This is a genomic window from Streptomyces reniochalinae, assembly GCF_003323735.1.
Taxonomy (GTDB): domain Bacteria; phylum Actinomycetota; class Actinomycetes; order Streptomycetales; family Streptomycetaceae; genus Streptomyces; species Streptomyces reniochalinae.
Genome location: NZ_QOIM01000027.1, coordinates 1 through 24,795 on the forward strand (window position 1 = coordinate 1; position 24,795 = coordinate 24,795).

At 71.7% G+C, this 24,795-nt stretch carries 25 protein-coding genes; 9 read left to right on the forward strand and 16 right to left on the reverse strand.

Annotation, left to right across the window (positions count from 1 at the left end):
- Positions 1-402: 402 nt before the first annotated feature.
- Positions 403-1,554, reverse strand: a complete 1,152-nt coding sequence (locus DQ392_RS09015) for a glutathione-independent formaldehyde dehydrogenase (protein WP_114015019.1) — start codon at positions 1,552-1,554, stop codon at positions 403-405.
- Between the two features lie 387 nt (positions 1,555-1,941).
- Between DQ392_RS09015 and DQ392_RS09020 the strand changes: the two genes are divergently transcribed.
- Positions 1,942-3,366: an L-lactate MFS transporter gene (locus DQ392_RS09020; RefSeq protein ID WP_114015020.1), complete on the forward strand. Its 1,425-nt coding sequence runs from the start codon at positions 1,942-1,944 to the stop codon at positions 3,364-3,366.
- Positions 3,341-3,484, forward strand: coding sequence for an MFS transporter small subunit (locus DQ392_RS34395; RefSeq protein ID WP_181856348.1), 144 nt, complete (start codon positions 3,341-3,343; stop codon positions 3,482-3,484). Before DQ392_RS09020 ends, DQ392_RS34395 begins: the two co-directional genes overlap by 26 nt.
- A gap of 9 nt (positions 3,485-3,493) precedes the next feature.
- On the opposite strand, the gene DQ392_RS09025 is transcribed toward DQ392_RS34395, so the two are convergent.
- Positions 3,494-4,930 (reverse strand): NF041680 family putative transposase, encoded by a 1,437-nt coding sequence (locus tag DQ392_RS09025; RefSeq protein WP_425470507.1) that lies wholly within the window; start codon positions 4,928-4,930, stop codon positions 3,494-3,496.
- 214 nt (positions 4,931-5,144) lie between these two features.
- Here DQ392_RS09025 and DQ392_RS09030 point away from each other — a divergent pair, with 214 nt between their 5' ends.
- A complete protein-coding gene (locus DQ392_RS09030) occupies positions 5,145-5,801 on the forward strand; it encodes a maleylpyruvate isomerase family mycothiol-dependent enzyme (protein ID WP_245981278.1) in 657 nt (218 codons plus the stop codon).
- Between the two features lie 128 nt (positions 5,802-5,929).
- On the opposite strand, the gene DQ392_RS09035 is transcribed toward DQ392_RS09030, so the two are convergent.
- Positions 5,930-6,823, reverse strand: coding sequence for a MurR/RpiR family transcriptional regulator (locus DQ392_RS09035; RefSeq protein WP_114015022.1), 894 nt, complete (start codon positions 6,821-6,823; stop codon positions 5,930-5,932).
- Between the two features lie 64 nt (positions 6,824-6,887).
- Here DQ392_RS09035 and solA point away from each other — a divergent pair, with 64 nt between their 5' ends.
- The 5 genes from solA (at position 6,888) to DQ392_RS09060 (ending at position 13,461) form a co-directional block, all read left to right on the forward strand.
- Positions 6,888-8,030, forward strand: a complete 1,143-nt coding sequence (gene solA, locus DQ392_RS09040) for an N-methyl-L-tryptophan oxidase (RefSeq protein WP_114015023.1) — start codon at positions 6,888-6,890, stop codon at positions 8,028-8,030.
- A 22-nt stretch (positions 8,031-8,052) separates the two neighbouring features.
- Complete coding sequence (locus tag DQ392_RS09045) at positions 8,053-10,116, forward strand: hydantoinase/oxoprolinase family protein (protein WP_114015024.1); 2,064 nt, start codon at positions 8,053-8,055, stop codon at positions 10,114-10,116.
- Complete coding sequence (locus tag DQ392_RS09050) at positions 10,113-11,867, forward strand: hydantoinase B/oxoprolinase family protein (RefSeq protein WP_114015025.1); 1,755 nt, start codon at positions 10,113-10,115, stop codon at positions 11,865-11,867. Before DQ392_RS09045 ends, DQ392_RS09050 begins: the two co-directional genes overlap by 4 nt.
- Positions 11,868-11,884: 17 nt before the next feature.
- Positions 11,885-13,165, forward strand: coding sequence for an MFS transporter (locus DQ392_RS09055; RefSeq protein WP_245981279.1), 1,281 nt, complete (start codon positions 11,885-11,887; stop codon positions 13,163-13,165).
- 107 nt (positions 13,166-13,272) lie between these two features.
- Complete coding sequence (locus DQ392_RS09060; protein ID WP_114015026.1) at positions 13,273-13,461, forward strand: hypothetical protein; 189 nt, start codon at positions 13,273-13,275, stop codon at positions 13,459-13,461.
- A gap of 88 nt (positions 13,462-13,549) precedes the next feature.
- Here the strand turns inward: DQ392_RS09060 and DQ392_RS09065 are convergent, their stop codons facing one another.
- From DQ392_RS09065 to DQ392_RS09120, 12 genes are all read right to left on the reverse strand, one after another.
- Positions 13,550-16,105, reverse strand: coding sequence for an ATP-dependent Clp protease ATP-binding subunit (locus DQ392_RS09065; RefSeq protein ID WP_114015027.1), 2,556 nt, complete (start codon positions 16,103-16,105; stop codon positions 13,550-13,552).
- A 166-nt stretch (positions 16,106-16,271) separates the two neighbouring features.
- Positions 16,272-16,580: a gas vesicle protein K gene (locus DQ392_RS09070; protein ID WP_114015091.1), complete on the reverse strand. Its 309-nt coding sequence runs from the start codon at positions 16,578-16,580 to the stop codon at positions 16,272-16,274.
- Between the two features lie 20 nt (positions 16,581-16,600).
- Positions 16,601-16,840 (reverse strand): gas vesicle protein, encoded by a 240-nt coding sequence (locus DQ392_RS09075; protein WP_181856349.1) that lies wholly within the window; start codon positions 16,838-16,840, stop codon positions 16,601-16,603.
- Complete coding sequence (locus DQ392_RS09080) at positions 16,827-17,825, reverse strand: GvpL/GvpF family gas vesicle protein (RefSeq protein WP_114015028.1); 999 nt, start codon at positions 17,823-17,825, stop codon at positions 16,827-16,829. The genes DQ392_RS09075 and DQ392_RS09080 overlap by 14 nt, the downstream gene beginning before the upstream one ends.
- Positions 17,822-18,265 carry a gas vesicle protein gene (locus DQ392_RS09085; RefSeq protein WP_114015029.1) on the reverse strand — a complete coding sequence of 148 codons (444 nt, stop codon included), beginning with the start codon at positions 18,263-18,265 and terminating at the stop codon, positions 17,822-17,824. Before DQ392_RS09085 ends, DQ392_RS09080 begins: the two co-directional genes overlap by 4 nt.
- A gap of 15 nt (positions 18,266-18,280) precedes the next feature.
- Positions 18,281-19,348 (reverse strand): SRPBCC family protein, encoded by a 1,068-nt coding sequence (locus DQ392_RS09090; RefSeq protein WP_245981280.1) that lies wholly within the window; start codon positions 19,346-19,348, stop codon positions 18,281-18,283.
- A complete protein-coding gene (locus DQ392_RS09095) occupies positions 19,341-20,003 on the reverse strand; it encodes a hypothetical protein (RefSeq protein ID WP_114015030.1) in 663 nt (220 codons plus the stop codon). Before DQ392_RS09095 ends, DQ392_RS09090 begins: the two co-directional genes overlap by 8 nt.
- Positions 20,000-20,323, reverse strand: a complete 324-nt coding sequence (locus DQ392_RS09100) for a gas vesicle protein GvpG (RefSeq protein ID WP_114015031.1) — start codon at positions 20,321-20,323, stop codon at positions 20,000-20,002. The genes DQ392_RS09095 and DQ392_RS09100 overlap by 4 nt, the downstream gene beginning before the upstream one ends.
- Position 20,324: 1 nt before the next feature.
- Positions 20,325-21,152 (reverse strand): GvpL/GvpF family gas vesicle protein, encoded by an 828-nt coding sequence (locus tag DQ392_RS09105; protein WP_114015032.1) that lies wholly within the window; start codon positions 21,150-21,152, stop codon positions 20,325-20,327.
- Positions 21,153-21,154: 2 nt separating this feature from the next.
- Positions 21,155-21,664 carry a gas vesicle protein GvpJ gene (gvpJ, locus tag DQ392_RS09110; RefSeq protein WP_114015033.1) on the reverse strand — a complete coding sequence of 170 codons (510 nt, stop codon included), beginning with the start codon at positions 21,662-21,664 and terminating at the stop codon, positions 21,155-21,157.
- 34 nt (positions 21,665-21,698) lie between these two features.
- Positions 21,699-22,073 (reverse strand): gas vesicle protein GvpO, encoded by a 375-nt coding sequence (locus DQ392_RS09115; protein WP_114015094.1) that lies wholly within the window; start codon positions 22,071-22,073, stop codon positions 21,699-21,701.
- A 170-nt stretch (positions 22,074-22,243) separates the two neighbouring features.
- Complete coding sequence (locus DQ392_RS09120; RefSeq protein WP_114015034.1) at positions 22,244-23,569, reverse strand: MFS transporter; 1,326 nt, start codon at positions 23,567-23,569, stop codon at positions 22,244-22,246.
- A 70-nt stretch (positions 23,570-23,639) separates the two neighbouring features.
- On the opposite strand from DQ392_RS09120, the gene DQ392_RS09125 reads away from it, so the two are divergent.
- Positions 23,640-24,422: an AraC family transcriptional regulator gene (locus tag DQ392_RS09125; RefSeq protein ID WP_114015035.1), complete on the forward strand. Its 783-nt coding sequence runs from the start codon at positions 23,640-23,642 to the stop codon at positions 24,420-24,422.
- Positions 24,423-24,526: 104 nt separating this feature from the next.
- Here the strand turns inward: DQ392_RS09125 and DQ392_RS09130 are convergent, their stop codons facing one another.
- Complete coding sequence (locus tag DQ392_RS09130) at positions 24,527-24,730, reverse strand: hypothetical protein (RefSeq protein ID WP_114015036.1); 204 nt, start codon at positions 24,728-24,730, stop codon at positions 24,527-24,529.
- Positions 24,731-24,795 lie beyond the last annotated feature (65 nt).

A 24,795-nucleotide genomic window follows, 5' to 3' on the forward strand; every position in this document is an offset into this window, starting at 1 on the left:
CGGCGCCGGCTGTCGTGACCTGCGCCGCCCGAATCTGCTGTTGGCTACACAAGGTGAGATGGCCTTGAGGGGGAAGTTGTTCACCGACTTGTGTCCGCACTTGGTAACAGCGAGGCGGCCGGCCACCTGCTGCGGCTGTCCACGGCCCTGATGTGGCACCCGGCCTGGAAGGGGGAGGACGTCCGGCTACCGTGCATCGTCCGCCGCCGGTCAGCGGAGCCCTCAGCTGAACCGGTGAAGTGCCCGTTGCGTGCCAGTGGCTGTGTTCCATCTCTGTGCCATCGGCAGCCACCGGGGAATGACGTTCGATCTGCCACGCCCAGAGTGTGGTTGGTGGCAGAGTCCCAGGGACCGCTGGCACGACGCGGTATCCGTTGGGACCCGGTGCCGGCGCTTCTCAGGTCAAGAGGCGGCTCTTTCGCCGCCGGGGGTGAGCAGCACCTTGGTCCACCCCTCCTCGCGGTTGTCGAAGCGCCGGTAGGCGTCGGGGGCTTGCTCCAACGGCACCCGGTGGGAGACCACGAAGCTTGGCGTTGCCCGGCCCGCGATGATCATGTCGCGCAGTTGCCGGTTGTACGCCTTGACGTTGGCCTGGCCGGTGCCCATCCGCAGCCCCTTCTCGAAGAACCGGCCAGTGTTGAAGAGGAGTTGGCCGTTCCTCGCCGCCTCGCTGGGCCCGCCGGGGTCGGAGGGCACATAGAGGCCGACAACGCCCAGGGCGCCGGTGGGCCGTACGGCGTCGATGAGGCTGTTGAGCACGATGGCGGGCTGCTCCTCGCCCTCGGGAGCGGTGGCCTGGTAGCCGACTGCGTCGATGCCCTTGTCCGTACCCTCGCCGCCCGTATGGTTCTTGATCTGTGTGACGGCGTCGGACTTGGTGTAGTCGATGGGCGTGGCGCCCATCTGTTCGACCAGCCGGAGGCGGTCGGGCTGGCGGTCGACGACGAATACCTCGGACGCGCCGCGCAGCATGGAGGAGTACGCGGCCATCAGGCCGACCGGTCCGGCGCCGAAGACACACACGGTCTCGCCGGGGGACACCTGTGCGAGTTCGGCGGCGTGATAGCCGGTGGGGAAGATGTCCGCGAGCAGGGCGAAGTCGTCCTCGTGCTCCTGGCCGGGCGGCAGTTTCAGGCAGTTGAAGTCCGCGAAGGGAACCCGAAGATAGTCGGCCTGGCCGCCCCGGTAGGGACCCATGGAGACGTAGCCGTACGCGCCTCCGGCGAAGCCCTTGTTGACGGTGAGGCAGAAGCCGGTCTTCCCCGCCAGACAGTTCTTACAGAAACCGCAGGCCACGTTGAACGGCATGACCACACGGTCACCCTTGCGGATGCGGGCGACGCCGGAGCCGACCTCCTCGACGATGCCCATGTTCTCGTGGCCGAAGACGATGCCCGGCTCGGCACCTGTACGTCCCTCGTACATGTGAAGGTCGGAGCCGCAGATGCACGAAGTGGTGATCTTGACGACTACGTCGGTGGGGTCCTCCAGCCGGGCGTCGGGAACGTCCTCGACCTGGACGCTGAACGGCTCCCTGTACACGACGGCTTTCACGGCATCTCCTCATGGCTTCGGTGCTGCGACCCGAGCGGACCAGGTCGTCGCATGGTCCCCCCGGCGGCCCCCGGGGATACCTCACCGATCGCCGAATCAGTCGGCTGGGCCAGTACCTGCCACGGCACCCCGGGGCATCCGCTACAGGCTCAGCACAACATCAGCACGACCGACTTCTTGAGGCGAGTCCACCCCCGCACGGATTGTTCAGCCAGCCCTCGGCGGCGGCGAACAAGCCGGTGGGGGAGGCGAGCGGGCGGCGGCGCGCTGTTCGACGGTGTCACGTCCGATCCGGCCGGAATCCGGTGTTCCGGCCGGATCTCTTCCTCCCCGGACGCGGGTCGGGCCCCTGGTCATTCAGGTCTCAACTACTTAGAGTGCCGCCTCATGAGGTCCCCACAGGTTCCGGACGGGGGACTGCTCAGCCGCTCCCGTACGGTCGCACCGGCCGGCTGGAGTCGCTGGCTCGTCCCGCCCGCCGCGCTCTCCGTCCACCTTTCCATCGGTCAGGCGTACGCCTGGAGCGTCTTCAAGCCACCACTGGAGAAGGCGCTCGGCCTCTCCGGGACGGCGAGCGCGCTCCCCTTCCAGCTCGCCATCGTGATGCTCGGCCTCTCCGCCGCGTTCGGCGGCACCCTCGTCGAACGCAAGGGCCCGCGCTGGGCGATGGCCGTGTCGCTGCTCTGCTTCGCCAGCGGGTTCCTCCTCTCCGCGCTCGGTGCGGCGACGGAGCAGTTCTGGCTGATCGTCCTCGGCTACGGCTTCGTCGGCGGCATCGGCCTCGGCATCGGCTACATCTCGCCCGTCTCGACGCTGATCAAGTGGTTCCCCGACCGCCCCGGACTGGCGACCGGTATCGCGATCATGGGCTTTGGCGGGGGCGCGCTCATCGCCTCGCCCTGGTCCTCGCAGATGCTGGAGAGCTTCGGGGCGGACAGCGCCGGGATCGCCACCGCCTTCCTGATGCACGGACTCGCCTACGCGGTCTTCATGGCGCTCGGCGTCCTCCTCGTACGGGTCCCCGCCGACGGCTGGCGTCCGCCGGGCTGGACGCCGCCGACCGAGCAGCGCGCGATGGTCTCCACCGCACAGGTGTCGGCCCGCAATGCCCTGCGTACACCGCAGTTTTGGTGCCTGTGGGTCGTCCTGTGCATGAACGTGACGGCGGGGATCGGCATTCTGGAGAAGGCCGCCCCGATGATCAGGGACTTCTTCGCCGACACCAGTACGCCGGTCTCCGTCTCCGCTGCCGCCGGGTTCGTCGCGCTGCTCTCGCTCACCAACATGGGCGGGCGCCTGGTGTGGTCGGCCACCTCCGACGCCATCGGGCGGAAGAACATGTACCGCGTCTACCTCGGTGTCGGCGCACTGCTCTACCTGCTCATCGCCACCACCGGGGGCTCCTCGAAGCCGGTCTTCGTGCTCTCCGCGCTGGCGATCCTCTCCTTCTACGGCGGCGGGTTCTCCACCGCGCCCGCCTACCTCAAGGACCTCTTCGGCACCTTTCAGGTCGGCGCCATCCACGGCCGCCTCCTCACCGCCTGGTCCACCGCGGGCGTGCTCGGCCCGCTGATCGTCAACCGGGTCGCCGACAGCCAGGAGGCGGCCGGGCGCAGCGGGCCCGGGCTCTACAGCCTCTCCCTCTACATCATGATGGGTCTCCTCGTCGTGGGCTTCGTCGCCAACGAGTGCATCCGGCCCGTGCATCCGCGCTTCCACGAGCCGGCAACGGAAGGCGGCGCGGCGGACGCGTCCGCAGGACCCGCGAACGGAACGGAGGCCCCCGATGGCTCCCAGCAGCGCCTCGCCTGAGCCGGCGGCGCCCCGCCGCACCTGGCTCGCCGTCCTCGTCTGGCTCTGGGTGGGCCTGCCGTTCGCGTACGGTCTCTACGAACTGGTCCTGAAGGCGACCCAGTTGTTCACCGACTGATCTTGCTCTTTAACCTTTCGACCGGTGTAGGGCGATAAGAGTCTTCTCGCGGCGGACGGTCTTGCCCACGTCGTAGCGGGGTGCTCGGCGTCTGTTCCTGGTGCCGGGTGGCCGTCCGGGTCCTGGTCGGTGGGGTTTCGGTGCTCTGGCGGGGCAGGGCATGTGCTGGCGGAGGTTCCGAAACGTCCGGCGGACGCGGGCCGGGGTGAGCCGGCCCGTTGCGGACGGCTTCTCCCATGGGTGCCGCAGGTCCCGGGCAAGGGGTCGGGCGAGCCGGAGCTGGGTGTAAGCGGCGATGATGAGCCAGGTCCAGCGGTCGGCTGCTTCCGGTTCGCGCAGCCGGGGCTTCGTCCAGCCGAGGGTCTGCTTGAACAGCCGGAAGGTGTGTTCCAGGTCGAAGCGCCGGAGGAACGCCTGCCAGGCCCGGTCGACGTCAGCGTCGCCGGCACCGGTCTTGGAGGACCACAACCACACTGCCGGGGCCGCCCGGTCCTTCGACAGGTGCTCGACCTCCAGACGGATCAACGTGCCTTCGATCAGCGGGAGTTCACCTTCGTGCTCCAGCCAGGCGGCCCGGTGGGTCAGCCGCGGGTGCACCCGGTCCCACGCTTGTGTGACGGCCTTGTCGTAGTTCGCCGTGGCCGTGCGGGTGGTGACCGCCGGCTCCGGCCAGGTCTTCGGCTTGGCGAAGCGGAACTCCGGCCCGTGCTTCGGTGGCCGGCCGTTCGTCCCGGGCAACCGTGGCGGCTTTGGTAACCGCATCACGCGATCGCCGCGGACTCGCCCCACCAGCTCGGCGGGAAGGTCTTGCAGGACCCAGGCGAGGCGGGTGACGTCGTATCCGGCATCCGTGACGATGACGATGTCCGGATCCCCGGGCCGCCACTGGCCAGCCGCGATGAGCCGTTCGACGACGTCACGGAGCTGGGCTGCGGTGACGGCGGTGGCGTCGTCGGCCGGGCCGAGCCGGACCGCATCCAGGATCTGCGTCCAGGAGGTGGCGCCCATCTCCAGTACCGCGACGAACGAGTACGGCCAGCCCGGGATGAACTGTGACGCCGTCTTCGCCCGGCCGTAGACGTGGCAGAACAGACGGTCCGGTGAGCACGGCGCGTCTGATCGCAGCCACGGCGAGACGTCCACCGCCAGTACCAGGCGCCCGTCCGAGAAGCGCGACAGCGACAGGCAGGCCAGCACCTGCCGGAGCCGGTCGGTGTCAATCCGGCCCCGGTTGAGGCCGTCATACATCGCTCCGTGCCCACGGCGGTGTTCCGGCAAGAGCGTCAGCTCCACCGCCGAGTGCACCGCACCCGGCGCACACAGCACCGCGTCCGCCAGCTCGAACAGCTCATCGCCACGCACGGTAAGACACGCGTACAGCTCATCCCGAAAGCGTGACGCTTCCACGAACGCTTCCCCCACCCTGGCTTCAGGCAGCAGACCCACCCTCACGACCTTCGTCTCGTTCAACGCGCCTTGATCGGGGTACATGATCAAACGAAGGCCGCCTCAGCGGCAGGGGAATGCCCAGGTGAGCGGCCTAGTTCGAGGACTGTTTCGACACTGGAAGGTCGAATAGGCCCGCTACGCGGGTGCAGTCGATGAGTTCGGGCTGCGATAGGAGTCTGATGGAGGACACCCGATCTCTGGAGGCTGGCCTGTGGCTGAACCACACGTTTTGGAAACCCGGAAAGCTCTGGAAAGGGCGATCCACGTCGAGCGGTCCGCGCTCGCTCAAGACCTTGCCGAGCTCAGCGAGGCCCAGTGGGCGAAAGCGTCTCTGTGTGAACGCTGGACCGTGGAGGAGGTCGTAGCCCATCTGACGGCAGGTGCCAGCACGAGGATGTGGCGCTGGCTGCTGAGCATGCTGGCCGCACGGTTCGATCCTGATCTGCACAACGACCGACGACTTGCAAAGCACCGCGGTGCTACACCTGAAGAGACCTTGCGGCGATTTCGCGAAGTTGTCGCCGGGCCCACCGGGCCGACAGGACATACTGCGGCCTGGCTGGGCGAAATAGTCGTCCACAGCGAGGACGTCCGTCGGCCATTGGGTCTTGTGCGGACACCCCCGGTGGCCACGACGACCGCCGTGGCCCGGTTCTTCGCCAGCCGCGATTTCACCGTCGCGAGCAACACTGCAATCGCGGGCTTGCGGGTCGAGGCCACAGACGGCCCGTTCACCACCGGATCGGGGGATCTGCTCCGGGGGCCGACCCTCTCGCTGGTGATGGGGATGGCAGGCCGTGCAGCGGCCTGCGAGGACCTTGAGGGTGATGGTGCCGCAATCCTGCGCGCCCGACTGCGCTCAGGTTAAAGAACAAGCTGATCAGTTGTTCACAGACTGATCAGATGTTCGCCGACCGACAGCCCCGGCGGAGCGCTCACGGAGGGACGCGGCCGCACCGGCGTGCGGGCGCCCCGCCTCGAGCACGGCTTCGCGTCTCACGGCTCCGGCAGGCGGCTGAGGTCGAGTTCGGTACCGGCGATCTCCGTGCGGAGGGCGTTGAGCTGCTGGTAGTGGTCGACGGCGGACGAGTGGTGCGCTGTGACCAGTTCGAGCACGAGCGCGTGCAGGATGGTCAGCGGCGCGAGGAGTTCGTTGGCGGCTCCCTCGGTCGAGTCGGGCAGCGGCAGCACCGTTTCGGCCCTGGTCTCCCTGCCCTCGTCGGTGGCCTCGGTCAGCAGGACGCTGTGCGCGCCGACGCGGTGCGCGTGGTCGAGGACGATGCCGATCTCACGGAAGAGGCGCAGCGGCGCGATGACGACGACGGTGTGTGTGGAGCGCAGCCGCAACAGGTCGTCCGCGAGCCGGAAGCCGGTCGCCGTCCAGGCGTCGGACGCCTTGCCCGCACGGCGGAGGCTCAGCGCGAACTGGTCGGCGAGGGCGGCGCCCGGGCCGATGCCGTAGGCCCACACGTGGGCTGCCTCGCTCAGCACGTCCACGGTGCGCGACCACGCGGTGGTGTCGATGAGGGTCGGCACCTCGCCGAGCAGCCCGCGTCCTGCGTCGATCACGGGGTGCAGCGCGGCGTGTGCCGGGCGCAGCCGCTGCACCCGGTCGTCGAGGACCTGGGCGGGGTCGCGGCGCCGGGCCAGGTGGTGGACGAGGCTGCGTTTGAGATCTGCAAGGCCCGCGAAGCCGAGCTTGCGTGCGGTACGGATCACCGTGGCGTCGCTGGTCCCCGTGGCCTTGCCGAGCTTGGCCGCCGAGGAGACGGCCGCCTCCTCGGGGTGCCGTTGCAGGTACTCGGCCACGGCGCGTTCGCCGCTGGCCAGGGGACCTGCCCGGTGAACGCGCTGGGCCAGCGTGTCAGATGAAGTATTCACGTCGTCCATTGTCCATCCATGAAGTGAATGCTACGTTCCTCGGGTCAACGCTCCCGACCCCGCGGAGACAGCGATGAAACCACCCCCGCAGCCCCGCGTCGCCGTCATCGGCGTGGGCACCATGGGGAGCCAGGTCCTCCACCAACTCGCCTCCCGCGGCGTGCCGGTGACCGGTTTCGAGCAGTTCGACGTCGGACACGGGCGAGGGGCGGCGGGCGGTGAGACGCGCATCTTCCGCATCGCCTACAAGGAGGGCGGAGGCTACGTCCCGCTGCTGCGCGAGGCACGGCAGGCGTGGGAACGGCTCGGCGCCCAGGCGGGCACGCCCCTGCTCACACCGTGCGGGGCGCTGACCATCGGCTCCGCGCAGGACCCCGATGTGCGCACCGTGCTCGGGGTGGCCCAGGAGTGGGGCCTCGACGTCGAGCGGCTCGACCGCCGGCAGACGGAGCAGCGGTTCCCGCAGCACCGGCTCTTCGACGACGACGTCGTGCTGCTCGACCGGGAGGGCGGGCTGCTCGACCCGCACCGCGCGGTCGTCGCGACCGCCCGGCTCGCCCAGCAGGCGGGGGCCGCGATACACACCCGCACCACCGTCGTGGACGTCGTCCAGACCGGCACGGGCGTGGCCGTCCACCACCGGGCCGGGGGCGACGTCGAGGTCACCCGGTTCGACCAGGTCGTCCTGTGTACCGGCCCCTGGATCGCCCGCAGCGTGCCGAGGCTCGCCGGTGAGGTCGAGATCCGCAGGGCCGTGCTGTGCTGGTTCGACGCGGGCGCGGAATGGGCCCCGGAGCGCTTCCCCGTGGGCATCCGGCGCAGCGGAGCGGAGAACAGCTTCTCCTTCTTCCCCGACGTCGGCGGCGGAGTGAAGGTCAACCTGCACGTGCGCAAGTCGCCCGTGGCCGACCCCGACCGGCTCGACCCCGTGGTCGAACCGGACTACGCCTCGCGGGTGTCTGCCGCCGTGGCGCGGTGCCTGCCGGGCCTGCCGGACCGGCCCACCGCCACACGCACCTACATGGACGGCTACACCGCCGACAACCACGGCATCATCGGCCGCGATCCGGACCGGCCCGACGTCCTGGTCATGGGCGGATTCTCCGGTCACGGCTTCAAGCTGGCGCCGGTCTTCGCCAGGTCGGCGGCCGACCTGCTGCTCACCGGCCGCACCGGCATCCCCATCGATCACCTGTCGCTGTCGCGGCTGTCCTGATCTGCATTCGCAGGAGGGTTCCATGCTACGTATCGGGATCGACGTCGGCGGCACGTTCACCGACGTGACGGCCCTGGACACGGCCGACGGCCGGTTCCACATCCACAAGTTGCCCTCGACCACCGAGGACCAGTCCGTCGCCGTCGCCGAAGGCGTCCGCGCGATCCTGCGCAGAACCGGGGCGGCGCCGGGCGACGTCGGATACCTCGGGCACGGCACCACCGTGGCCACCAACACGGTGCTGGAGTCCGACGGGGCACGCACCGCGCTGGTGACCACCGCGGGGCTGCGGGACGTCCTGGAGATCGGCCGGCAGCAGCGCCCCGACCTCTACGACCTGGACGCCGACAAGGCGCCGGGGCTGGTCCCCAGGTCGCTGGTGCACACGGTCGCGGAGCGGATGACCGCGCAGGGCACGGCGCTCGTCCCGCTGAGCGAGGAGGACGCCGACGCCGTGGTGGACCGGCTCCGCACGGCGGACCCGGAGGCGGTCGCGGTCTGCTTCCTGCACAGCTACCGCGACGACGCCCACGAGCGGGAGGTCGTCGAGCGCCTGCGAGCCGCGCTGCCCGAGGCCTACGTGTGCGCGTCGGCGGACGTCGCCCCCGTCTTCCGGGAGTTCGAACGGTTCTCGACTGCCGTGGTCAACGCCTACGTCGGACCGCGTATCAACCGCTACATGTCGCGGCTGGCCGAGCGGATCAAGGCGACCGGCGTACCGGTCCGGCCCAAGGTGATCGGTTCGAGCGGCGGCATGATGTCGCTCGAGTCGGTGGCCCGGTACCCGGTGAGCACACTGCTGTCAGGGCCCTCGGCCGGTGTCGTGGCGGCCTCCCACGTCGCGGGCCAGGCAGGATTCGGCAACCTGATCACCTTCGACATGGGCGGTACGAGCACCGACGTCTGCCTCGTGCGCGACGGGCAGGCCCTGGTGTCCACGCAGCGCCGGATCAACGGCCGCCCCGTGCGCACCCCGTCGCTCGACATCCACACCGTCGGTGCAGGCGGCGGCAGCATCGCCAGGGTCGACCCCGGCGGAGCGCTGGAGGTCGGCCCGGCCAGCGCGGGCTCCCAGCCGGGCCCCGCCGCCTACGGGCGGGGCGGCGACCAGCCCACCGTCACGGACGCGAACGTGCTGCGCGGCAGGCTGAACCCGCAGTATTTCCTGGGCGGCGCGCTCGCGGTGGACCACGAGGCGGCGGGACGCGCGGTGGACCGCGTCGCGGAGGCGATGGCGGCCGGCCGCGAGATGGCCGCGCGCGGCATCGGCCGGATCGCGTCCGTCAACATGGCCGGAGCTGTGCGCAAGGTGTCGGTCGAGGCGGGCGAGGACCCGCGCGGCTACGTCCTGGTGGCCTTCGGCGGCGCCGGACCCCTGCACGCGGTCGAAGTCGCCAGGGAGGTCGGCATGAGCACCGTCGTGGTGCCGCCGAACCCGGGAACCCTGTGCGCTCTGGGCCTGCTCGTCACCGACATCCGCGCCGAGTTCGCCAGAGCCGTACTGGCTCAGGCGGACGAGCGGAACGCCGAGAAGCTCGACGAGGTGCTGCGCGAGGCCCACGATTCCGCGCGCGGTTGGCTGGCGGCCGAAGCGCCGCCGGGCGCGGAGACCAGGGTCACGGGGGAGGCCCGGATGCGCTACGCACGGCAGAACTTCGAGCTGTCGGTTCCGCTGCCGGAGCGGGTGATCGACACGGCGCGCTTCGGCTCAGGTGCCGTGGCCGAGATGGTGGCCTCCTTCCACGAACAGCACACGAAGAGCTACGGCTACGCACACGCCGACGCACGGGTGCAGATCGTGGAGATCCAACTGACCGCCGCCGCGGTGGTCGACAAACCGGACCTGCCCTCCGTGGAGGCGGGTTCCGACCCGGACGAGGCGCTGGTGGGCCGCCGCGAGGTCGACTTCGACGAGACGGGCCCGCTCGACACCCCTGTCTACGAGCGGGCGGGGCTGCGCGCCGGAACCGAGCTGCCTGGCCCGGCCATCGTCGAACAGCTCGACACCACGACCGTCATCACCCCCGACGCCACCGCGCTCGTCGACGCCTACGGCAATCTCATCATCGAAGTGGAGCAGCGTTGAGGAACCAGACGCACACCCCCGACCCCATCACCGTGCAGGTCATCGGCGCGTCCCTGGTGACCATCGCGGAGGAGATGGGCGCCGTGCTGCGCAGGGCGAGCTACTCGACCAACATCAAGGAGCGCTCCGACTGCTCGACCGCGCTGTTCGACGCGCAGGGCAAGCTGGTGGCGCAAGCGGAGAACATGCCCATCCACATGGGGTCGATGACCGGCCTGATCGACGCGCTGCGCGCCTCCGAACTGTCGGTGCGCCCCGGAGACGTCTTCCTCACCAACGACCCGTACCGCGGCGGCGGCACCCATCTGCCGGACCTCACCATGGTCAAGCCAGTCTACGTGCGCGGAGAGGCAGAAGGGCCGGACGGAGAAGGGGACGGGGAACTGGTCGGCTACAGCGCCAACATCGCGCACCACTCCGACATCGGCGGCCGGGTCCCCGGCAGCAACGCGGGCGACTCGGACTCGCTCTTCCAGGAGGGGCTGCGCATCCCGCTGGTCAGGTTCGCCACGGCCGACGGTGTCGAACAGGCGCCACTGGCCTTCGTCGAACTCAACTCGCGGCTGCCGCACGAGCGCCGCGGCGACATGCTCGCGCAGCTGGCGTCGGTGGAGGTGGGCGAGCGGCAGCTGCGCGAGGTGCACAGGCGCTACGGCACAAAGACGGTGCACGCGGCGACCGCTCACCTCCTGGACCACTCCGCGAAACGACTCGCGGCCGCCCTGCACGAGGTCCCCGACGGCACGTACCGCTTCAGCGACCTGATGGACCCGGCGCCCGACGACGGTGCGGCCACGGGCGCCGACTCCGGGTCCGGTACCCGGATCGAGGTCGCGGTCACCGTCGACGGCGACCGCGTCGCGCTGGACTTCGCCGGTACGGGCCCGCAGGCGCCCGTGGGGATCAACGTGGTGCGACCTGCCCTGGAGGCGACCGTCTACTACGCGCTCAAGGCCGTCCTCGACCCCGGTATCCCGCCCAACGGCGGCTTCTTCGACGCGGTCGGCATCACCGCCCCGGAGGGCAGCATCGTCAACCCGCGCGAGCCCGCGCCCGTCACGGCCCGTACGGACACCTGCCAGCGGGTGGCCGACGTCGTCCTCGGCGCGCTGGCCGCCGCGCTGCCCGACCGGGTACCGGCCGCGAGCCACAGCACCGTGACCTACGTGACGTTCTCCGGAGAGCACGAGGACGGCTTCTTCGTCTACCCCGAGGTGGTGGCCGGCGGCGGAGGTGCCAGGACCACGAAGGACGGCATGGACGCCGTCCAGGTCCACATCACCAACTCCTCCAACCTGCCGATCGAGGCGCTGGAACAGGAGTATCCGCTCCTCGTCGACACCTATGAGCTCATCCCCGACTCCGGCGGCGCCGGCACCCACCGCGGCGGGCTCGGCGTGCGCAGGGACGTGCGGGTCCTCGGCGACGGCGCCGAGTTCTCCGCGCACGCCGACCGGCAGGCCACCCGCCCCTGGGGGCTGAGCGGCGGACTCGACGGCAGCCCAGGGCGGTTCGTGGTCAACCCCGGCCGGGACGGCGAGCGGCAGCTGCCGGGCGGCAGGCTCTCGGGCGTACGGCTTCGCCGAGGCGACGTGCTCAGGGTGGAGAGCCCCGGCAGCGGAGGGTTCGGCGAACCGGCGGCCCGCGACCCCGAGCAGGTGCGCGAGGACCTGCGCAACGAACGCATCACCGCACGTGCGGCACACGACCTCTACGGGCTCGGACGGGCAAGCGACCCCGGCCGGCAGTGACCGAACGGAGTGCAGGCATGACCACCACATCGGCCCCTGGGCAGTCCCCGGCGGTGGACAGGTCCCTCGCCCGCCGCGTGACCTGGGCGACCTGGACAGGCTGGGGTCTGGACGGCTTCACCAACCAGATGTTCCCCCTCGCACTCAGCGGCATCATCGCCGCCTTCGGCCTGACGACGGCACAGGGCGGTCTGGCCACCTCGGCGGCTCTCCTCAGCTCGGCCGTCGGCGGCGTGGTCGGCGGCAGGCTCGCCGACCGCTTCGGCCGGGTACAGGTCCTGGCCCTGGTCATCTGCGGATACGCGCTGTTCACCGGGCTGACCGCCACCTCGCAGAACTTCGAGTCCCTCCTGCTGTGGCGCACTCTCGAAGGGTTCTTCTTCGGCGCCGAATGGCCGGTGGGCGCGGCGCTCATGGCCGAGTTCGCGGCACCGGAACGCCGGGGGAGGGCACTGGCCTGGGTGCAGTCAGCGTGGGCCGTCGGCTGGGCGGGCGCGAACCTCTCCTACCTGCTCAGCCACGCCTGGCTGCCGGACACGGTCGCCTGGCGGGTCATGTTCGTCGTCGGCATCCTGCCCGCACTCGTGGCGCTGGTCATCCGGCGCAACCTCCGCGATCTCCCCCGGACGGGCGCCGTGCCCGCAGCTGCGGACACCCGGGCGACGGAGACGGCACCGGGCAGACCACGGAAGAAGGGCGCGTTCGCCGAGCTGTTCTCGCCCGGCCTGCGCAAGGTCACCGTCCTGGGCACGCTGTTCGGCGCGACCGGGCTGGGCAGCACCTACGCGATGCAGACCTGGATCCCGCTCTACCTCAAGGACGAGCGCGGGCTCAGCGTCAGCAGTACGGCGCTGTACGTGTGGTTCATGATCGTCGGCAACTGGCTGGGCTACGTGCTGGGCGGCCACCTGCACGACCGGATCGGACGCCGCTGGGCCTTCACCGTCTTCTACCTGGGGACCGCGGTGTTCGGCTTCCTGTTCATGGCGATACCCGTCGACGCCCTCTGGTACAACCTGGTGCTCGCCCTCGTGGTCGGCTTCTTCATCGCGGCCCAGGCCTCGGGCAAGGGCGCCCTGTTCACCGAACTGTTCCCGGCGCACGCGCGGGGCACGGGCGCGGGCATCACCTACAACGTGGGGCGCGGCGCCGCGGCGTTCAGCCCTGCCCTCATCGGCTGGGCGGCGGCCGGCAGCGGCCTGGGCACGGCGATCGTCATGGTGGTCATGGCCTGCACCCTCCTGACCCTGCTGTTCATCTGGCTCATGCCGGAGACCAGAGGACGCGTCCTGGACTGACGCCGGCCCGCGGCTGCGCGGTACCGCTCCCGGCGCGTTTGACCTCCCCGACAAGGCGCTCGTCTACTGGGAGGATCACATCCCGCCGATCCACCCCAGGAGACCCCGTGAGCGACGACGAGCGGCGCGAGCGGTATGCGAGGGCGCTGTACGCGACTCTCGGGTACAGCGCGGAGCGTCACCCCTGGGCGGGACTGTCCCCGGCCCGGCGCGAGGTCTGGTACGTCCGTGCGGACGCGGCCATCGCCGTGGCCGACGAGGAGATCGCCCAGCGGCCCGGCCCGCGGCAGACGTGACGAGCGGCGCCCGCGCCCCGCCTCGGGACGCGGACGCCGCTCGGCCCCTGGCACCCGCGGGCCCGCTGCCCGGCCCGGGTGCCGCGCTCTACGCGGGCTCGGTGCGGATGCGCAGCTGTCCGTCCGCCACCTCGACCAGCAGTCGGGTGTGCGGCTGGAGTTCGCCGCCCAGCAGCATGCGGGAGAGCCGGTTGTCGACCTCGCGCTGGATGGTGCGGCGCAGCGGCCGGGCGCCGTACTCGGGCTGGTAGCCCTGGTGGGCCAGCCAGTCGACGGCCTCGGGGGAGAAGTCGATCGACAGGTCCTGGGCGTGCACCCGGCGCCGGGTCTCCTCCAGCAGCATGTCGGTGATCTGGCGCAGCTGCGTGTCGTCGAGCCGGCGGAAGATCACGATCTCGTCGATGCGGTTGAGGAACTCGGGGCGGAAGTGCTCCCGCAGCGGGCGCAGCACCCGCTCGCGCCTGGCCTCCTCGTCGGCCTCGTCGCCCTGGCCGAAGCCGAGGACGGCGCCGCGCCCCGTGATGGCCTCGGAGCCGAGGTTGCTCGTCATCACGACGACGGTGTTGCTGAAGTCCACCGTCCGGCCCTGCGAGTCGGTCAGCCGCCCGTCGTCGAGCACCTGGAGCAGCATGTTGAAGACGTCGGGGTGGGCCTTCTCGATCTCGTCCAGCAGGAGCAGCGAGTACGGATTGCGCCGCACCGTCTCGGTCAGCTGCCCGGCCTCCTCGTGGCCGACGTACCCGGGCGGGGCGCCGACGAGCCGGCTGACGGTGTGCCGCTCCTGGTACTCGCTCATGTCCAGCCGCACCATCTTCTCGTCACTGCCGAACAGGGCTTCGGCCAGCGCCCGCGCCAGCTCCGTCTTGCCGACGCCGGTGGGGCCCAGGAAGAGGAAGCTGCCGATCGGCCGCCGCGGGTCGGCCAGGCCGGCGCGCGAGCGCAGCACGGAGTCCGCGACGGCGGTGACGGCCTCGTCCTGGCCGATGACCCGCTGGCGCAGGTGCTCCTCCAGGCCGAGCAGCCGGTCCTTCTCGTCCTGCGTCAGGTTGCTGAGCGGGATGCCGGTCTGGCGGGAGATGATGTCGGCGATGTCCTCGACGGTGACCTCGGCGATCCGGTGGTCGCCCCGGCTCTCCTGCTTGCTCTCGTCGCGGCCGATGGACTCCTCCAGCTCGGCGAGCCGGTCGCGCAGCTGCTTGGCCTGCTCGTAGTCCTCGGCGGCGACGGCCTGGTCCTTGTCCCTGCGGACCTGTTCGGCCTCGCGCTCCAGCGCCCGCACGTCGGTCCCGCGGGTGGCCGTGCGCAGCCGCACCCGCGCCCCTGCCTGGTCCAGCAGGTCGATGGCCTTGTCCGGCAGGAAGCGCCCCGTCAGATACCTGTCGGACAGCTCCACCGCCGCGACCAGCGCCTCGTTGGTGTAGCGGACCTGGTGGTGCGCCTCGTAGCGGTCGCGCAGCCCGCGCAGGATCTCGATGGCGTCCGCGACGGTGGGCTCGGGCACCAGCACGGGCTGGAAGCGCCGGGCGAGCGCCGCGTCCTTCTCGATGTGGCGGCGGTGCTCCTCCAGCGTCGTGGCGCCGATGACGTGCAGCTCGCCGCGGGCGAGCGGCGGCTTGAGCATGTTGCTCGCGTCCATCGAGCCGCCCTCGGAGCCGCCGCCCGCGCCGACGACGGTGTGCAGCTCGTCGATGAAGACGATCAGGTCGTCGGTGTGCGCGCGGATCTCGTCGATGAGCCCGGTCAGCCGCTCCTCGAAGTCGCCGCGGTAGCGGGTCCCGGCGACGATGCTGCCGAAGTCGAGCTGGACGACGCGGCGGCCCAGCAGGTTGTCCGGCACGTCGCCCTCGGCGATGCGCTGGGCCAGGCCCTCGACCACGGCGGTCTTGCCCACCCCCGCCTCGCCGATCAGGACCGGGTTGTTCTTGCCCCGGCGGGCGAGGATCTCGATGGTCTGCTCAATCTGCTCGTCCCGCCCGATGACCGGGTCGATGCGGCCCTCGCGGGCCAGTTCCGTCAGGTCGCGGCCGTACTTGTCGAGGTTGGGGGTGTTGCTCTCACCCGCCTGACGTGTCCGCCCCGCCGGCGCCTCGGGCCCGCCCTGGCCCGCGCCGTATCCGCTGCCGGCGCGTGCGGATCCCGGATCGAACCGGGCCGCGTTCAGGATCCGTCCCGCCGTGGAGTCCCGGTTGGCTGCCAGCGCGACGAGGACGTGCTCGGCGCCGATGTAGGAGGCGCCGCGCGAGCGGGCGATCTCGTGCGCGTCCAGCAGGGCCCGCTTCACGGCGGGGCTGACGGAGATGGAGCTGCGCGGCGGGCCCTCGTCCGCCACACGGTCGATCTCGGCGGCCAGCGCGTCGGGGTCGGCCCCGGCCCGCTCGACCATGCTGTGGGTCGGCTCCGCATCGAGCGCCGCACGCAGCAGGTGCTCGGTGTCCAGGTCGCTGCTGCCGTGCTGGGCCGCGTACGAGGCCGCGTCGGTGACGAGCTGCCGGGCCGGCTCGCTCATCAGCCGGAAGAAGTCGAAGTGGCGCGGGTCCCCGCGCTGCCCGCCCGCCCCGGACGGAGCGCCCCCGAGGAAACGCGCGACGAACTCTTCGAACGGGTCCCGACCGAAGCCTCCGGGACCCATGTACCCGCTGGTCATGGAGTATCCGTCCCGCTGACCCGACCGAGCCGGGCCACGCTGTGTCGACTGCAAGTGGCTACCGACCGGGGTTCCCGTGAACGCCCGTACGACACGCGTGCGAGGACACCGACCGTGGCGACTCCGCGTGCGCGGACACACACGTCCGGTGTGCCGGGGCGCCTCCTCACCGCTCCAGCAGGGTTCCCAGCGGGCCGAGGTCGAGGTTCAGGTCGTCGCGTGTCAGCCCGTGCTGGACACACAGCTCGTCCATGCGCTCGTCCAGCAGCATCAGCGTCGTCCCGATCCGCTCGATCTGGTCGTCCGAGACGTCCCCCAGATCGCAGCGGTGCAGCGCCTGGCGCTCCATGAGCTGGCGCAGCAGTTCGACGACGGTCAGCACGAGGCACACCAGGTCCCGGCCCACCCGGTCGGGGTCCAGCTCCAGCCGGCCTGTCCGGCCGTCCGGCGCGGGGCGGTGCGCGGCGTCGGGCAGGGGACGAGGGTCCGACGCCGTCACAGCGGCCCTCCGTCTCCCCAGGGAGCCGCGACGCGCTCGTTGACGGACGACAGCAGCGCGTTCAGCGAGAGCCGCACCAGCGGGACCTCCGCGATCGCCAGCACCAGGTCACCGCTGACCACCACGCCGGTGTTGAGGACCCTGTCCAGCAGATCCACCAGCGGGACGCCCAGCGGCGCCCCGCTTTCCGGGCCCTCCCACCGCACGACCTCGCCCACCTGCTCACCCACGGGCATCGCTCTCACCTGAGTCCACGAACGAGTACGGCACCCACGGGCCGGTCAGCTCCACCTCGACGCCCCGGCACTCCGGGCGCTCCCGCACGGCCCTGACGGCCTCGGCGACCTCGTCCCGCCGCCCCTCGGCCACCAGATACGCCGCGTTGAGCACCTGCGGTCCACGGCCGCCGGTGGCGGCCGTGTCGTGCGAACGCAGCCGCCGGCTCGCCACGGCGAGACCGCCCAGCGCCCGGTCCACCGCCTCCGCGGCGCCCAGGCCCGCCTCCTGCCGCCGCTCCCGCTCCTGCCGCACGCCCCGCAGCCGCTCCAGATACGCGTGCCCGGGGCGTGCGGCCGAGTCGCGCGCGGCCCCTGCGACGGGCGCCGCTGTGCCACCGGGCGTGCCAGGGCCCGCTACGCCACCGGGCGTGCCAGGGTCCGCTACGCCACGGGGCTTGCCAGGGCCCGCTACGCCACCGGGCGTGCCAGGGACCGGTGTGCTCCGGTCCGTGCCGGGGCCGCGCCTGACCTCCCCGCTCGCGTAGACCTTCACGCCCCATTCGACCCGCCCGGCGATCCGCCGCAACGCGCCCAGGAAACGGCTCGCGTCGGCGCTCAGCGCGGCGCGCGCCCGCCCGTCACCCAGGTAGAGCGTGGCGAGAGGCAGCGGAAGCGTCGGCGCGGTGGCGGCCGCCGCGGCGATCACCGCGTGGTGGGCGCGGGCGCAGCGCTCCAGCTCCGCCCGGTCGCCCAGCCGCTCCCGCAGGGCTTCCTCGCCGAACGAGGCGGCGGGCACGTCCTGCACCACCGCTTCCAGCGCGCCGAAGCGCAGCAACCGCACGGGTGTGCCCGGTGCCTGCCCCGGCAGCCCGGCGAACACCTCCGGATCGCAGCCCTGGCAGACGGCGTAGACGTAGGTGGCGGAGCGGGCGGCGGGGGAGGAGGTGGTGGCGGTCGGCGAGGTCTCCGGTTCGGGCCCGCTGCCGCGTACCGTCTGCGTCATCTGCGCTGCCCTTCCTTGACATGGTGCCAGCTGTGGCTGCGGCTCTCGTCCCAGCCCGCGTCCCTGCGCCGGCCCCGGCCGCTCTCCCCGCCGGCCTCCGCCGGGCCCTCCTCCTCGTGGGGCCCGCCCGCCTCCAGTTCGGCGACTCGCTGCCGCAGCCGCTTGTTCTCGTCCTCGACCGCGTCCCGGTGCGCGCGGGTGGAGAGCGCCGGGTCGGTCTCCCACCAGTTGATGCCGGCCTTCTTCGCCGTCTCGACGGAGGAGACGAACAGGCGCAGCCGGATGGTCAGCAGTTCGATGTCGAGGAGGTCGATCTTGATGTCTCCGGCGATGACGATGCCTTTGTCGAGGACGCGTTCGAGGATGTCCGCGAGGTTGGCCGGGCCCGAGGGCGTGGACGGCGCGTGGCTGAGCGGGCGCTCCGCGGTGTGTTCGGTCACGGCCGACCGGCCCCCTCAACGCCGCCCATCGCCGTCCTCGTCCTCTTCGCCGTCCTCGTCCTCTTCGCCATCCTCGTCCTCGTCGTCCTCGTCATCGAAGTCGTCCCCTTCGTCCTCGCCTTCCCCGTCGTCCTCGTCCCGGTCCTCGTCGTCGTCCCCGTCCCCGTCCGCGTCCTCGTGCTCGTCCGGCTCCCGGTCCTCGCCGTCGCCGCCCTCCGAGGACTCCTCGCGCTCCCGTCCCTCCTTCTCCTCCTCTTCCTCCTGCTGGACCACCTCGTCGTGGCTGCGGGAGACCTCGCCGTCGCGGATCTCGCCGCGCCAGCCGTCCACCTCTTCGGACTGGAGCGTGACGTAGCGCTGGAAGTGCTTGAGGTCAAGGCGGAGCCGCCTGCCCTGGGCGCGCCAGATGTTGCCGGTCTTCTCGAAGAAGCCGGACGGGTAGTACTCGACGACCACCGCGACGCGGGTCAGGTTCTCGTCGAGGCGGTGGAAGCTGACGGCGCCGTTCGTGGTGCCCTTCGACCCCTCGGACGACCACACGATCCGCTGATCCGGGATCTGCTCCGAGACGGTCGCCTCATAGCTGCGGGTCGAGGGCCAGACGCGCACCTTCCAGGTCGTCCTGGTCTCGTCCTCCTCGTCCCGCGAGACGCTGGAGACGCCGTTCATGAAGCTGCCGAAGTCCTCGAACTGCGTGAAGTGGTTGTAGACCACGCGCAGCGGCCGCCCGATGTCGACATGTTCGATGATGTTGATGGCCTTGAGGTCTCCGGCCTTGCTGCCCCCGCCCATGCCGACCGCCTCCTTGGCCTTGCCTGCCACCTTGTCCTTGGCGCTCTTGGCCTTCTCGGAGACCATCGCCTTGACCGGGTTCTCGCCCTTCAGCGCGCGGGCGGCCGTGCCGGCCAGGTCGCCGCCGCCCGCTTCCTTGAGTCTGCTCGGGTCGGCGAGGTCCGTGAGCTTGTCGGTGACCTTGCCGACGACCTGCTTGCCCGACTCGCTCAGATACTCCATGAGCTGGTCACGCAGCTGATCCAGGGGCGAGCTGCCGTCGCCGCCGCTGTTTCCGTCCTTCTCAGCCACGGCGCTCCCTCCTGCGGTCCGAGCGGTCGGCGGACGTCCGCGCGGAACTGCTCGAGGACTGCTTGCGCGGCCGGCCGGCGGAGGAGGCGTCGGACGACGTGCTCTGACGTGCGCGTCCGCTGCCGCTGCTTCTGGAGGTCGCCGGCCGCCTGGGCCGTTCGGGCCGTGCCCCGTCCGACGCGGCGGCGCGCTTCCCGCCCGCCCCGCCGTCCTGGGACCGCTTCCGCGCCTGGGGCCTCCTCTGCTGCGGCGCGCCCTCGTCCGGGCCCTCGTCGGGGCCCTCGTCCTCGTCCTCGCCGTCGTCCCCGTCCCCGCCTCCGTCTTGCCCCTGCTGCCCGCCTTGGCCGCCGAGGCGGTCCGTGCGGGCACGCAGGGAGTCGGTCAGGCTTTCGATACGGCGGTTGGCGACCGAGCCGGCCGCGGTACGGGCCGCGGTCATCATCTGATCCTTGACCTGGTCGGCCAGCTCCTCGAACTGGGGTGTCTCGGTGATCTTCCGGACGCCCTTGCTGATCAGCTCCTGCGGGTCGAGGCCCAGACGGCGCCCCGCCACCAGCGACCCGACGGCGAGGGCCAGCTTGGCCTTCTTCGTACGGCCGAGGAGATATCCGCCCGCCACTCCCGCGAGGACGGCCGTCTTGCAACTGTCGTTCATGCCTGATTCCTTGGGGTCGGTGACGTCTCGGTCACGTCGGACGTGGTGTGTGCGGTGGGTGTGGTCACGGTGCGGGCGCCGGCCGTGGCGCTCGGTCCGCGCTGTTCCAGCAGGTCGAGCAGGCGTTCCTCCTCCCGCTCGAACTCCTCATCGGTGAGCTCTCCCTCCTCGTACGCCCGGTTGAGTTCGCCGAGCTGCGCCCGGACCGTCGCCGGGTCGTACAGCTCCTGTTCGGCGACGTCGAGCAGCCGGCCCGCCACCCACTCCACGCCCCGCACGGGCGCCAGCGGCAGGAGCAGTACTCCGCTGAACAGCCCCATGTCAGCTCCCCACGGCGGTGGGCCGGGCGGCGGAGCCGCCGGGGGAGCCGGACGCTTCCCCCGCCGCGAAATCCGAGGCCCCCTGGGACTCCTGAGGTTCCTTAGGTTTCTCGGGGACGAAGCTGTAACACGGCAGCGGGCCCGTCAGGCGCAGCTCCACCCGCTCCCGGTGCGCGGCCGCGAACTGCTCCACCGCGGCCCTGAACCGCTCGCCGCGTTCCTGCGCGACGAGGAACGAGGCGTTGAGGACGCACCCGGGGACCTTGGGGCCCCGCACGACCTCGTCGGCGAGCCGGACCAGCGTGCGCAGCGCCTCGTCGGCGGCCTCGGTGGCCCGCCGGGCCAAGCCCTCCGCGACCGCCTGCCCGAGCCGCACGTTGCCCTCGTAGGACGGCCGGCGCCGCACGTCCGCCGCGAGCCGCCGCACCCCCGCGTCGTCCCGCACCAGGGCCTCGACGGCGGAGTGGACCGGCATCGCCTTGAGGTTCATCTCGGTGCGGTTCTCCAGACGTTCGAGCGCCGCGAGGTGGGTGGGCGCCGCGGCGCGGACCGCCCGTTCGACCGCCGACGCGTCCTCGGCGACCATGCCGAACCGCATCGGCAGCACGGGCCCCTCGGTGCCCAGCGCGGTCAGCAGCTCCTGGTGGGCCATCAGGTCGCGGCGGCGCGCCCGCAGGTCGGGCGGTACGTCGCTGACGAGGGCCGCGAGTTCGCCTACGGGAAGGAGTTCGACCCGCGCCGGGGGCCTGCCCACACCGCGGGTGGAGGGCGGGAGGGTGCGGTCGGCGTGCACGATGCCGTAGACGTAGAGCCGGGACCCTGTGGTCATGGTCATGCCTCCTGGGTGCGCCGGGTGGCGCGGGAGCCCGCCCGGGAGGCGGAAGCCGTCCGGGACCCGGAACGGGAGCCGGAGCCGCGCCGTGCGCGGGGCGCCTCCTCGGGCTCCGCCTCGCCGTGTTCGTCGTGGGCGTCGCGCTCGTCATCGTCCTCGTCGCCCATGCCGATGGCGTCCTTGACCTTGCCGCCCACCGACTTGGCGGCCCTCTTGGCCCCGCCCTTGGCCACGCCGCCCGACATGCCGGCGAACAGGTCGGGCACCGTGCGGCTGGACGCGTCCTGGTTGAGGTCGAGCCGGTTGCAGACCTCGGCGAAGCGGAGGTAGGTGTCGACGCTGGCGACCACGATGCGGGCGTCGATCTTGAGGATCTCGATTCCCACGAGCGAGACCCGCACGAAGATGTCGATCACCATGCCCCGGTCGAGGATCAGCTCGAGGACGTCGTAGAGGGTCCCGGCGCGTGGGACGCAGACCGCGGCCTCGTTGTAGGTGGTGGTCGTCATGGCTGGCTCTCCCTCTCGGACGGGCACGGAGCCGTCAGTCGTCGCTCGCGCCGCGCCGGTAGCGCCGGATCCGTCGGTACTGGGCGAGGTGGCCCTTGCTGTCGAGCTCCACCTCGTAGGTCGCCAGCAGACTGGTGGTGTCGGGGATGCGCGGAACCTCCAGCACGTCGACGTGCACCCGCCAGCCCTTCTCCGCCCTGCGCACGGCCGAGACGCCCTCGGTCTCGTGCCCGATCAGCCGGGTGAGGCTCCGCGACGCGCGCCGCGCGGCCTCCTCCGGCCCCTTGGACGCGGTGGCGGACGCCGACGTCGAGCCGCTCTGGGTGGCGCTCTTCGAAGCGGACTCCGAGGCGGCCTTCGAGGCGGATGTCGCGGCGGGGCGGGCCCGCTGTGCACGTTGCTCCGGCATGAGCACAGTCTGTTCAGGGAGGGTCGCCCTCGGCATCCGGTGCTGATCCATCCGGGTCCTGGGGTCGCGCGGGCGGCCCAGTGCCACGAGTGCCGGGACCACCCCGCCCGGGCTCGTGTCCGGCGAGGCCCGCCGCACGGGGCTCCGCGCCGGCGGCTGTGCTCCTGGTACTACGGCCGGCGCCTGGAACCCGACCGCACGCCGAAGCAGCGGCGCGTCGTGAGGAAGGTCCTCACCCCGCCGGAGGAGTCGGCGGGGCCGGGGGGAGAAGGCGAAGCGGCAGGCGGATGGGGAGTGGTCCCGCCGCCCGTCCGCGCCTGCCGGATCCGGCCGGGCTCCGGCAGGGTGCGGGCCAGCAGCCACGCCAGCGCGGGCACGACGACCAGCGGCGCCAGCGCCGTCCGCAGCGACGTGGCGTCGGCGAGGGCCCCGATGACGGGTCCGGCCAGACCGCCGACGCTGACCGTCAGACCGAGAGTGACCCCGCTGGCGGTCCCCACGCGTGTGGGCAGGTAGTCCTGCCCGAGGGTGACCTGGAGGGAGAAGGGGACGTACAGCCCCGCCGAGGTCAGCGCCACGCACACGTACAGGAACGGACCCGGGAGCAGCACCGTTCCGGCGACGGCCACCACCGTGACCAGATAGGCCCGGCGGACCACGGCCACCCGGCCCCACCGGTCGGCCAGGTTGCCGCCGAGCACCGTGCCCACCGCGCCACCGAGATACAGCACGAACAGCGCGGCCGTACCCGCGGCCGTACCGCCCCCGGTGCGCTGCTGCGCGAACAGTGAGAGGAACGTGCTCAGCCCGACGAACGTGACCGACCGGCAGACGACCACCAGCGACAGGCGGACGAAGGAGCGCCTGTCGTCGCTTCCGGGGCGCGGGGCGGCACCGTCCGCGCTCCGGCCGAAGACCCTCAACGCGCGCGCGACGGGCAGATACAGCGCACCGCCCAGAACCGCGGGCAGCACGAACAGGGGTGAGTACCCCAGCCCGCCGCACGCGACGACGGCGGTCACCATGAGCGGAGCCGCGGCGAACCCGAGGTTGCCGCCCAGGGAGAACCAGCCCATCGCCGAGTGCCGCCCCCGGCTCGCGAGCCGCGCCACGCGGGCCGACTCGGGGTGGTAGGCCGCCACGCCGATCCCGGAGACGGCCACGCACAGCAGCGTCAGCGCGTAGGAGGCGCTCAGCCCGCTCGACGCGATCCCCAGACCGCCGAGGAGCGTGCCGGCGGGCAGCAGCCACGGCAGCGCCCGCCGGTCGGTGAGCGCCCCGAAGAGGGGCTGGACGACGGAGGAGAGAAGGGAGGCGGCGAGGACGAGGCCCGAGGCCGCGGCGTAGGAGTAGGCGCGCTCGGCGACGAAGAAGGGGACCAGGGCCGCCACGGCGCCCTGGTAGACGTCCACGCAGCCGTGCCCGACGGACAGCAGGGTGATGGTCGACCTGCCCGTTCCCTCGCGCGGCGCGCTGCCCGGCGTGGTTCCCGGCATGTATTTCGGCACGGCGCCCACGATCCGCGCCCGACGGGGTGTCCCGCTTTCGATAAACTGCCAAGCACTGATGGAAAACCGCCAGATCGACCTCACCCCCCGGGCAGGACACGGCGGCGAGGTCCGCCACGAGGCCGGTGCGCCCACCCGCTCCAGGTGGCTGACGCCGGGTGAGGTCATCGACGCGCACCGGCACGACGACCACCAGATCGTCTACGCCGCCCGCGGAGTCGTACTGGTCACCACCGGCAGCGGGTCCTGGGTCGCGCCGGCCAACCGCGCCCTGTGGATCCCCGCCGGCACTGTGCACGCGCACCAGGCCAGCGGCGATCTGGAGCTGCACTTCCTCGGCCTGCCTGCGGCCGTCAACCCGCTCGGTCTCGACGAGCCGACGGCGCTGAGCGTCAGCCCGCTGCTGCGCGAGCTGCTGCTCGCCTCCACACGCTCGCCCGGGGACGGCAGTGACGAGCGGCGACGGCTGCGGGCCGTCCTGCTGGATCAGCTGCGCGCCTCTGCGCAGCAGCCGCTGCACCTGCCCGCGCCCACCGTCGCGCGGCTGCGGGCCGTGTGCGACCTGCTGTACGCGGATCCGGCCGACAACCGCACGCTGGCCCAACTGGGCAGCCAGGCCGGAGCGAGCGCCCGCACCCTCTCCCGGCTCTTCCGCAGCGACCTGGGCATGACGTTCCCGCAGTGGCGCACCCAACTGCGCCTCCAGCACGCGCTGCTGCTGCTCGCCGAGCACACCCCCGTCACCGCGGTCGCGCACCGGTGCGGCTGGTCGTCGGCGAGCGCCTTCATCGACGTCTTCGGGCGCGTCTTCGGCCACACCCCGGGCGCGCACACGGCCTGAGAGGCCGCGGCCGCCCCGGTTTCACCCGGCGCCGTCCCGTCCTCGTTCCCCCCGGGTCTCACCACCGTGAACGCCGGGCTCTTCGGGGTACGGGCGCCGGGCACTCAGTCGCGGAACGAGCCATCCGCACGCCGGGCGTGGCCGGACAGCAGATGTCCGCACTGCGGACAGTGGCGCCGCAGCCCCCGTTTGAGGGCGTAGCCGATGCCCAGCGTGCACAGGTACACCAGGCCGACGACGGTGTGCTGCACCAGTTTTCCCAGGCCCGATTTCGTGCAGGTCGCGCAGTCGCGGCAGCCGGAAGCCATGGGGGTCCCCCTCGTGATCGGGTTTTTGCTCTTACGCTGGTCAGGACGCACGAGGGCGCGGGCGG

Bases quoted from the DNA above. Each gene is read 5' to 3' on its own strand.
- DQ392_RS09020 (WP_114015020.1), top strand. From the start codon at position 1,942: ATGAGGTCCCCACAGGTTCCGGACGGGGGACTGCTCAGCCGCTCCCGT.
- DQ392_RS34395 (WP_181856348.1), top strand. From the start codon at position 3,341: ATGGCTCCCAGCAGCGCCTCGCCTGAGCCGGCGGCGCCCCGCCGCACC.
- DQ392_RS09035 (WP_114015022.1), bottom strand. From the start codon at position 6,823: ATGGACGACGTGAATACTTCATCTGACACGCTGGCCCAGCGCGTTCAC.
- solA (WP_114015023.1), top strand. From the start codon at position 6,888: ATGAAACCACCCCCGCAGCCCCGCGTCGCCGTCATCGGCGTGGGCACC.
- DQ392_RS09045 (WP_114015024.1), top strand. From the start codon at position 8,053: ATGCTACGTATCGGGATCGACGTCGGCGGCACGTTCACCGACGTGACG.
- DQ392_RS09055 (WP_245981279.1), top strand. From the start codon at position 11,885: ATGACCACCACATCGGCCCCTGGGCAGTCCCCGGCGGTGGACAGGTCC.
- DQ392_RS09065 (WP_114015027.1), bottom strand. From the start codon at position 16,105: ATGACCAGCGGGTACATGGGTCCCGGAGGCTTCGGTCGGGACCCGTTC.
- DQ392_RS09075 (WP_181856349.1), bottom strand. From the start codon at position 16,840: ATGCCCGTGGGTGAGCAGGTGGGCGAGGTCGTGCGGTGGGAGGGCCCG.
- DQ392_RS09080 (WP_114015028.1), bottom strand. From the start codon at position 17,825: ATGACGCAGACGGTACGCGGCAGCGGGCCCGAACCGGAGACCTCGCCG.
- DQ392_RS09095 (WP_114015030.1), bottom strand. From the start codon at position 20,003: ATGAACGACAGTTGCAAGACGGCCGTCCTCGCGGGAGTGGCGGGCGGA.
- DQ392_RS09100 (WP_114015031.1), bottom strand. From the start codon at position 20,323: ATGGGGCTGTTCAGCGGAGTACTGCTCCTGCCGCTGGCGCCCGTGCGG.
- DQ392_RS09105 (WP_114015032.1), bottom strand. From the start codon at position 21,152: ATGACCACAGGGTCCCGGCTCTACGTCTACGGCATCGTGCACGCCGAC.
- gvpJ (WP_114015033.1), bottom strand. From the start codon at position 21,664: ATGACGACCACCACCTACAACGAGGCCGCGGTCTGCGTCCCACGCGCC.
- DQ392_RS09115 (WP_114015094.1), bottom strand. From the start codon at position 22,073: ATGCCGGAGCAACGTGCACAGCGGGCCCGCCCCGCCGCGACATCCGCC.
- DQ392_RS09120 (WP_114015034.1), bottom strand. From the start codon at position 23,569: ATGCCGGGAACCACGCCGGGCAGCGCGCCGCGCGAGGGAACGGGCAGG.
- DQ392_RS09125 (WP_114015035.1), top strand. From the start codon at position 23,640: ATGGAAAACCGCCAGATCGACCTCACCCCCCGGGCAGGACACGGCGGC.
- DQ392_RS09130 (WP_114015036.1), bottom strand. From the start codon at position 24,730: ATGGCTTCCGGCTGCCGCGACTGCGCGACCTGCACGAAATCGGGCCTG.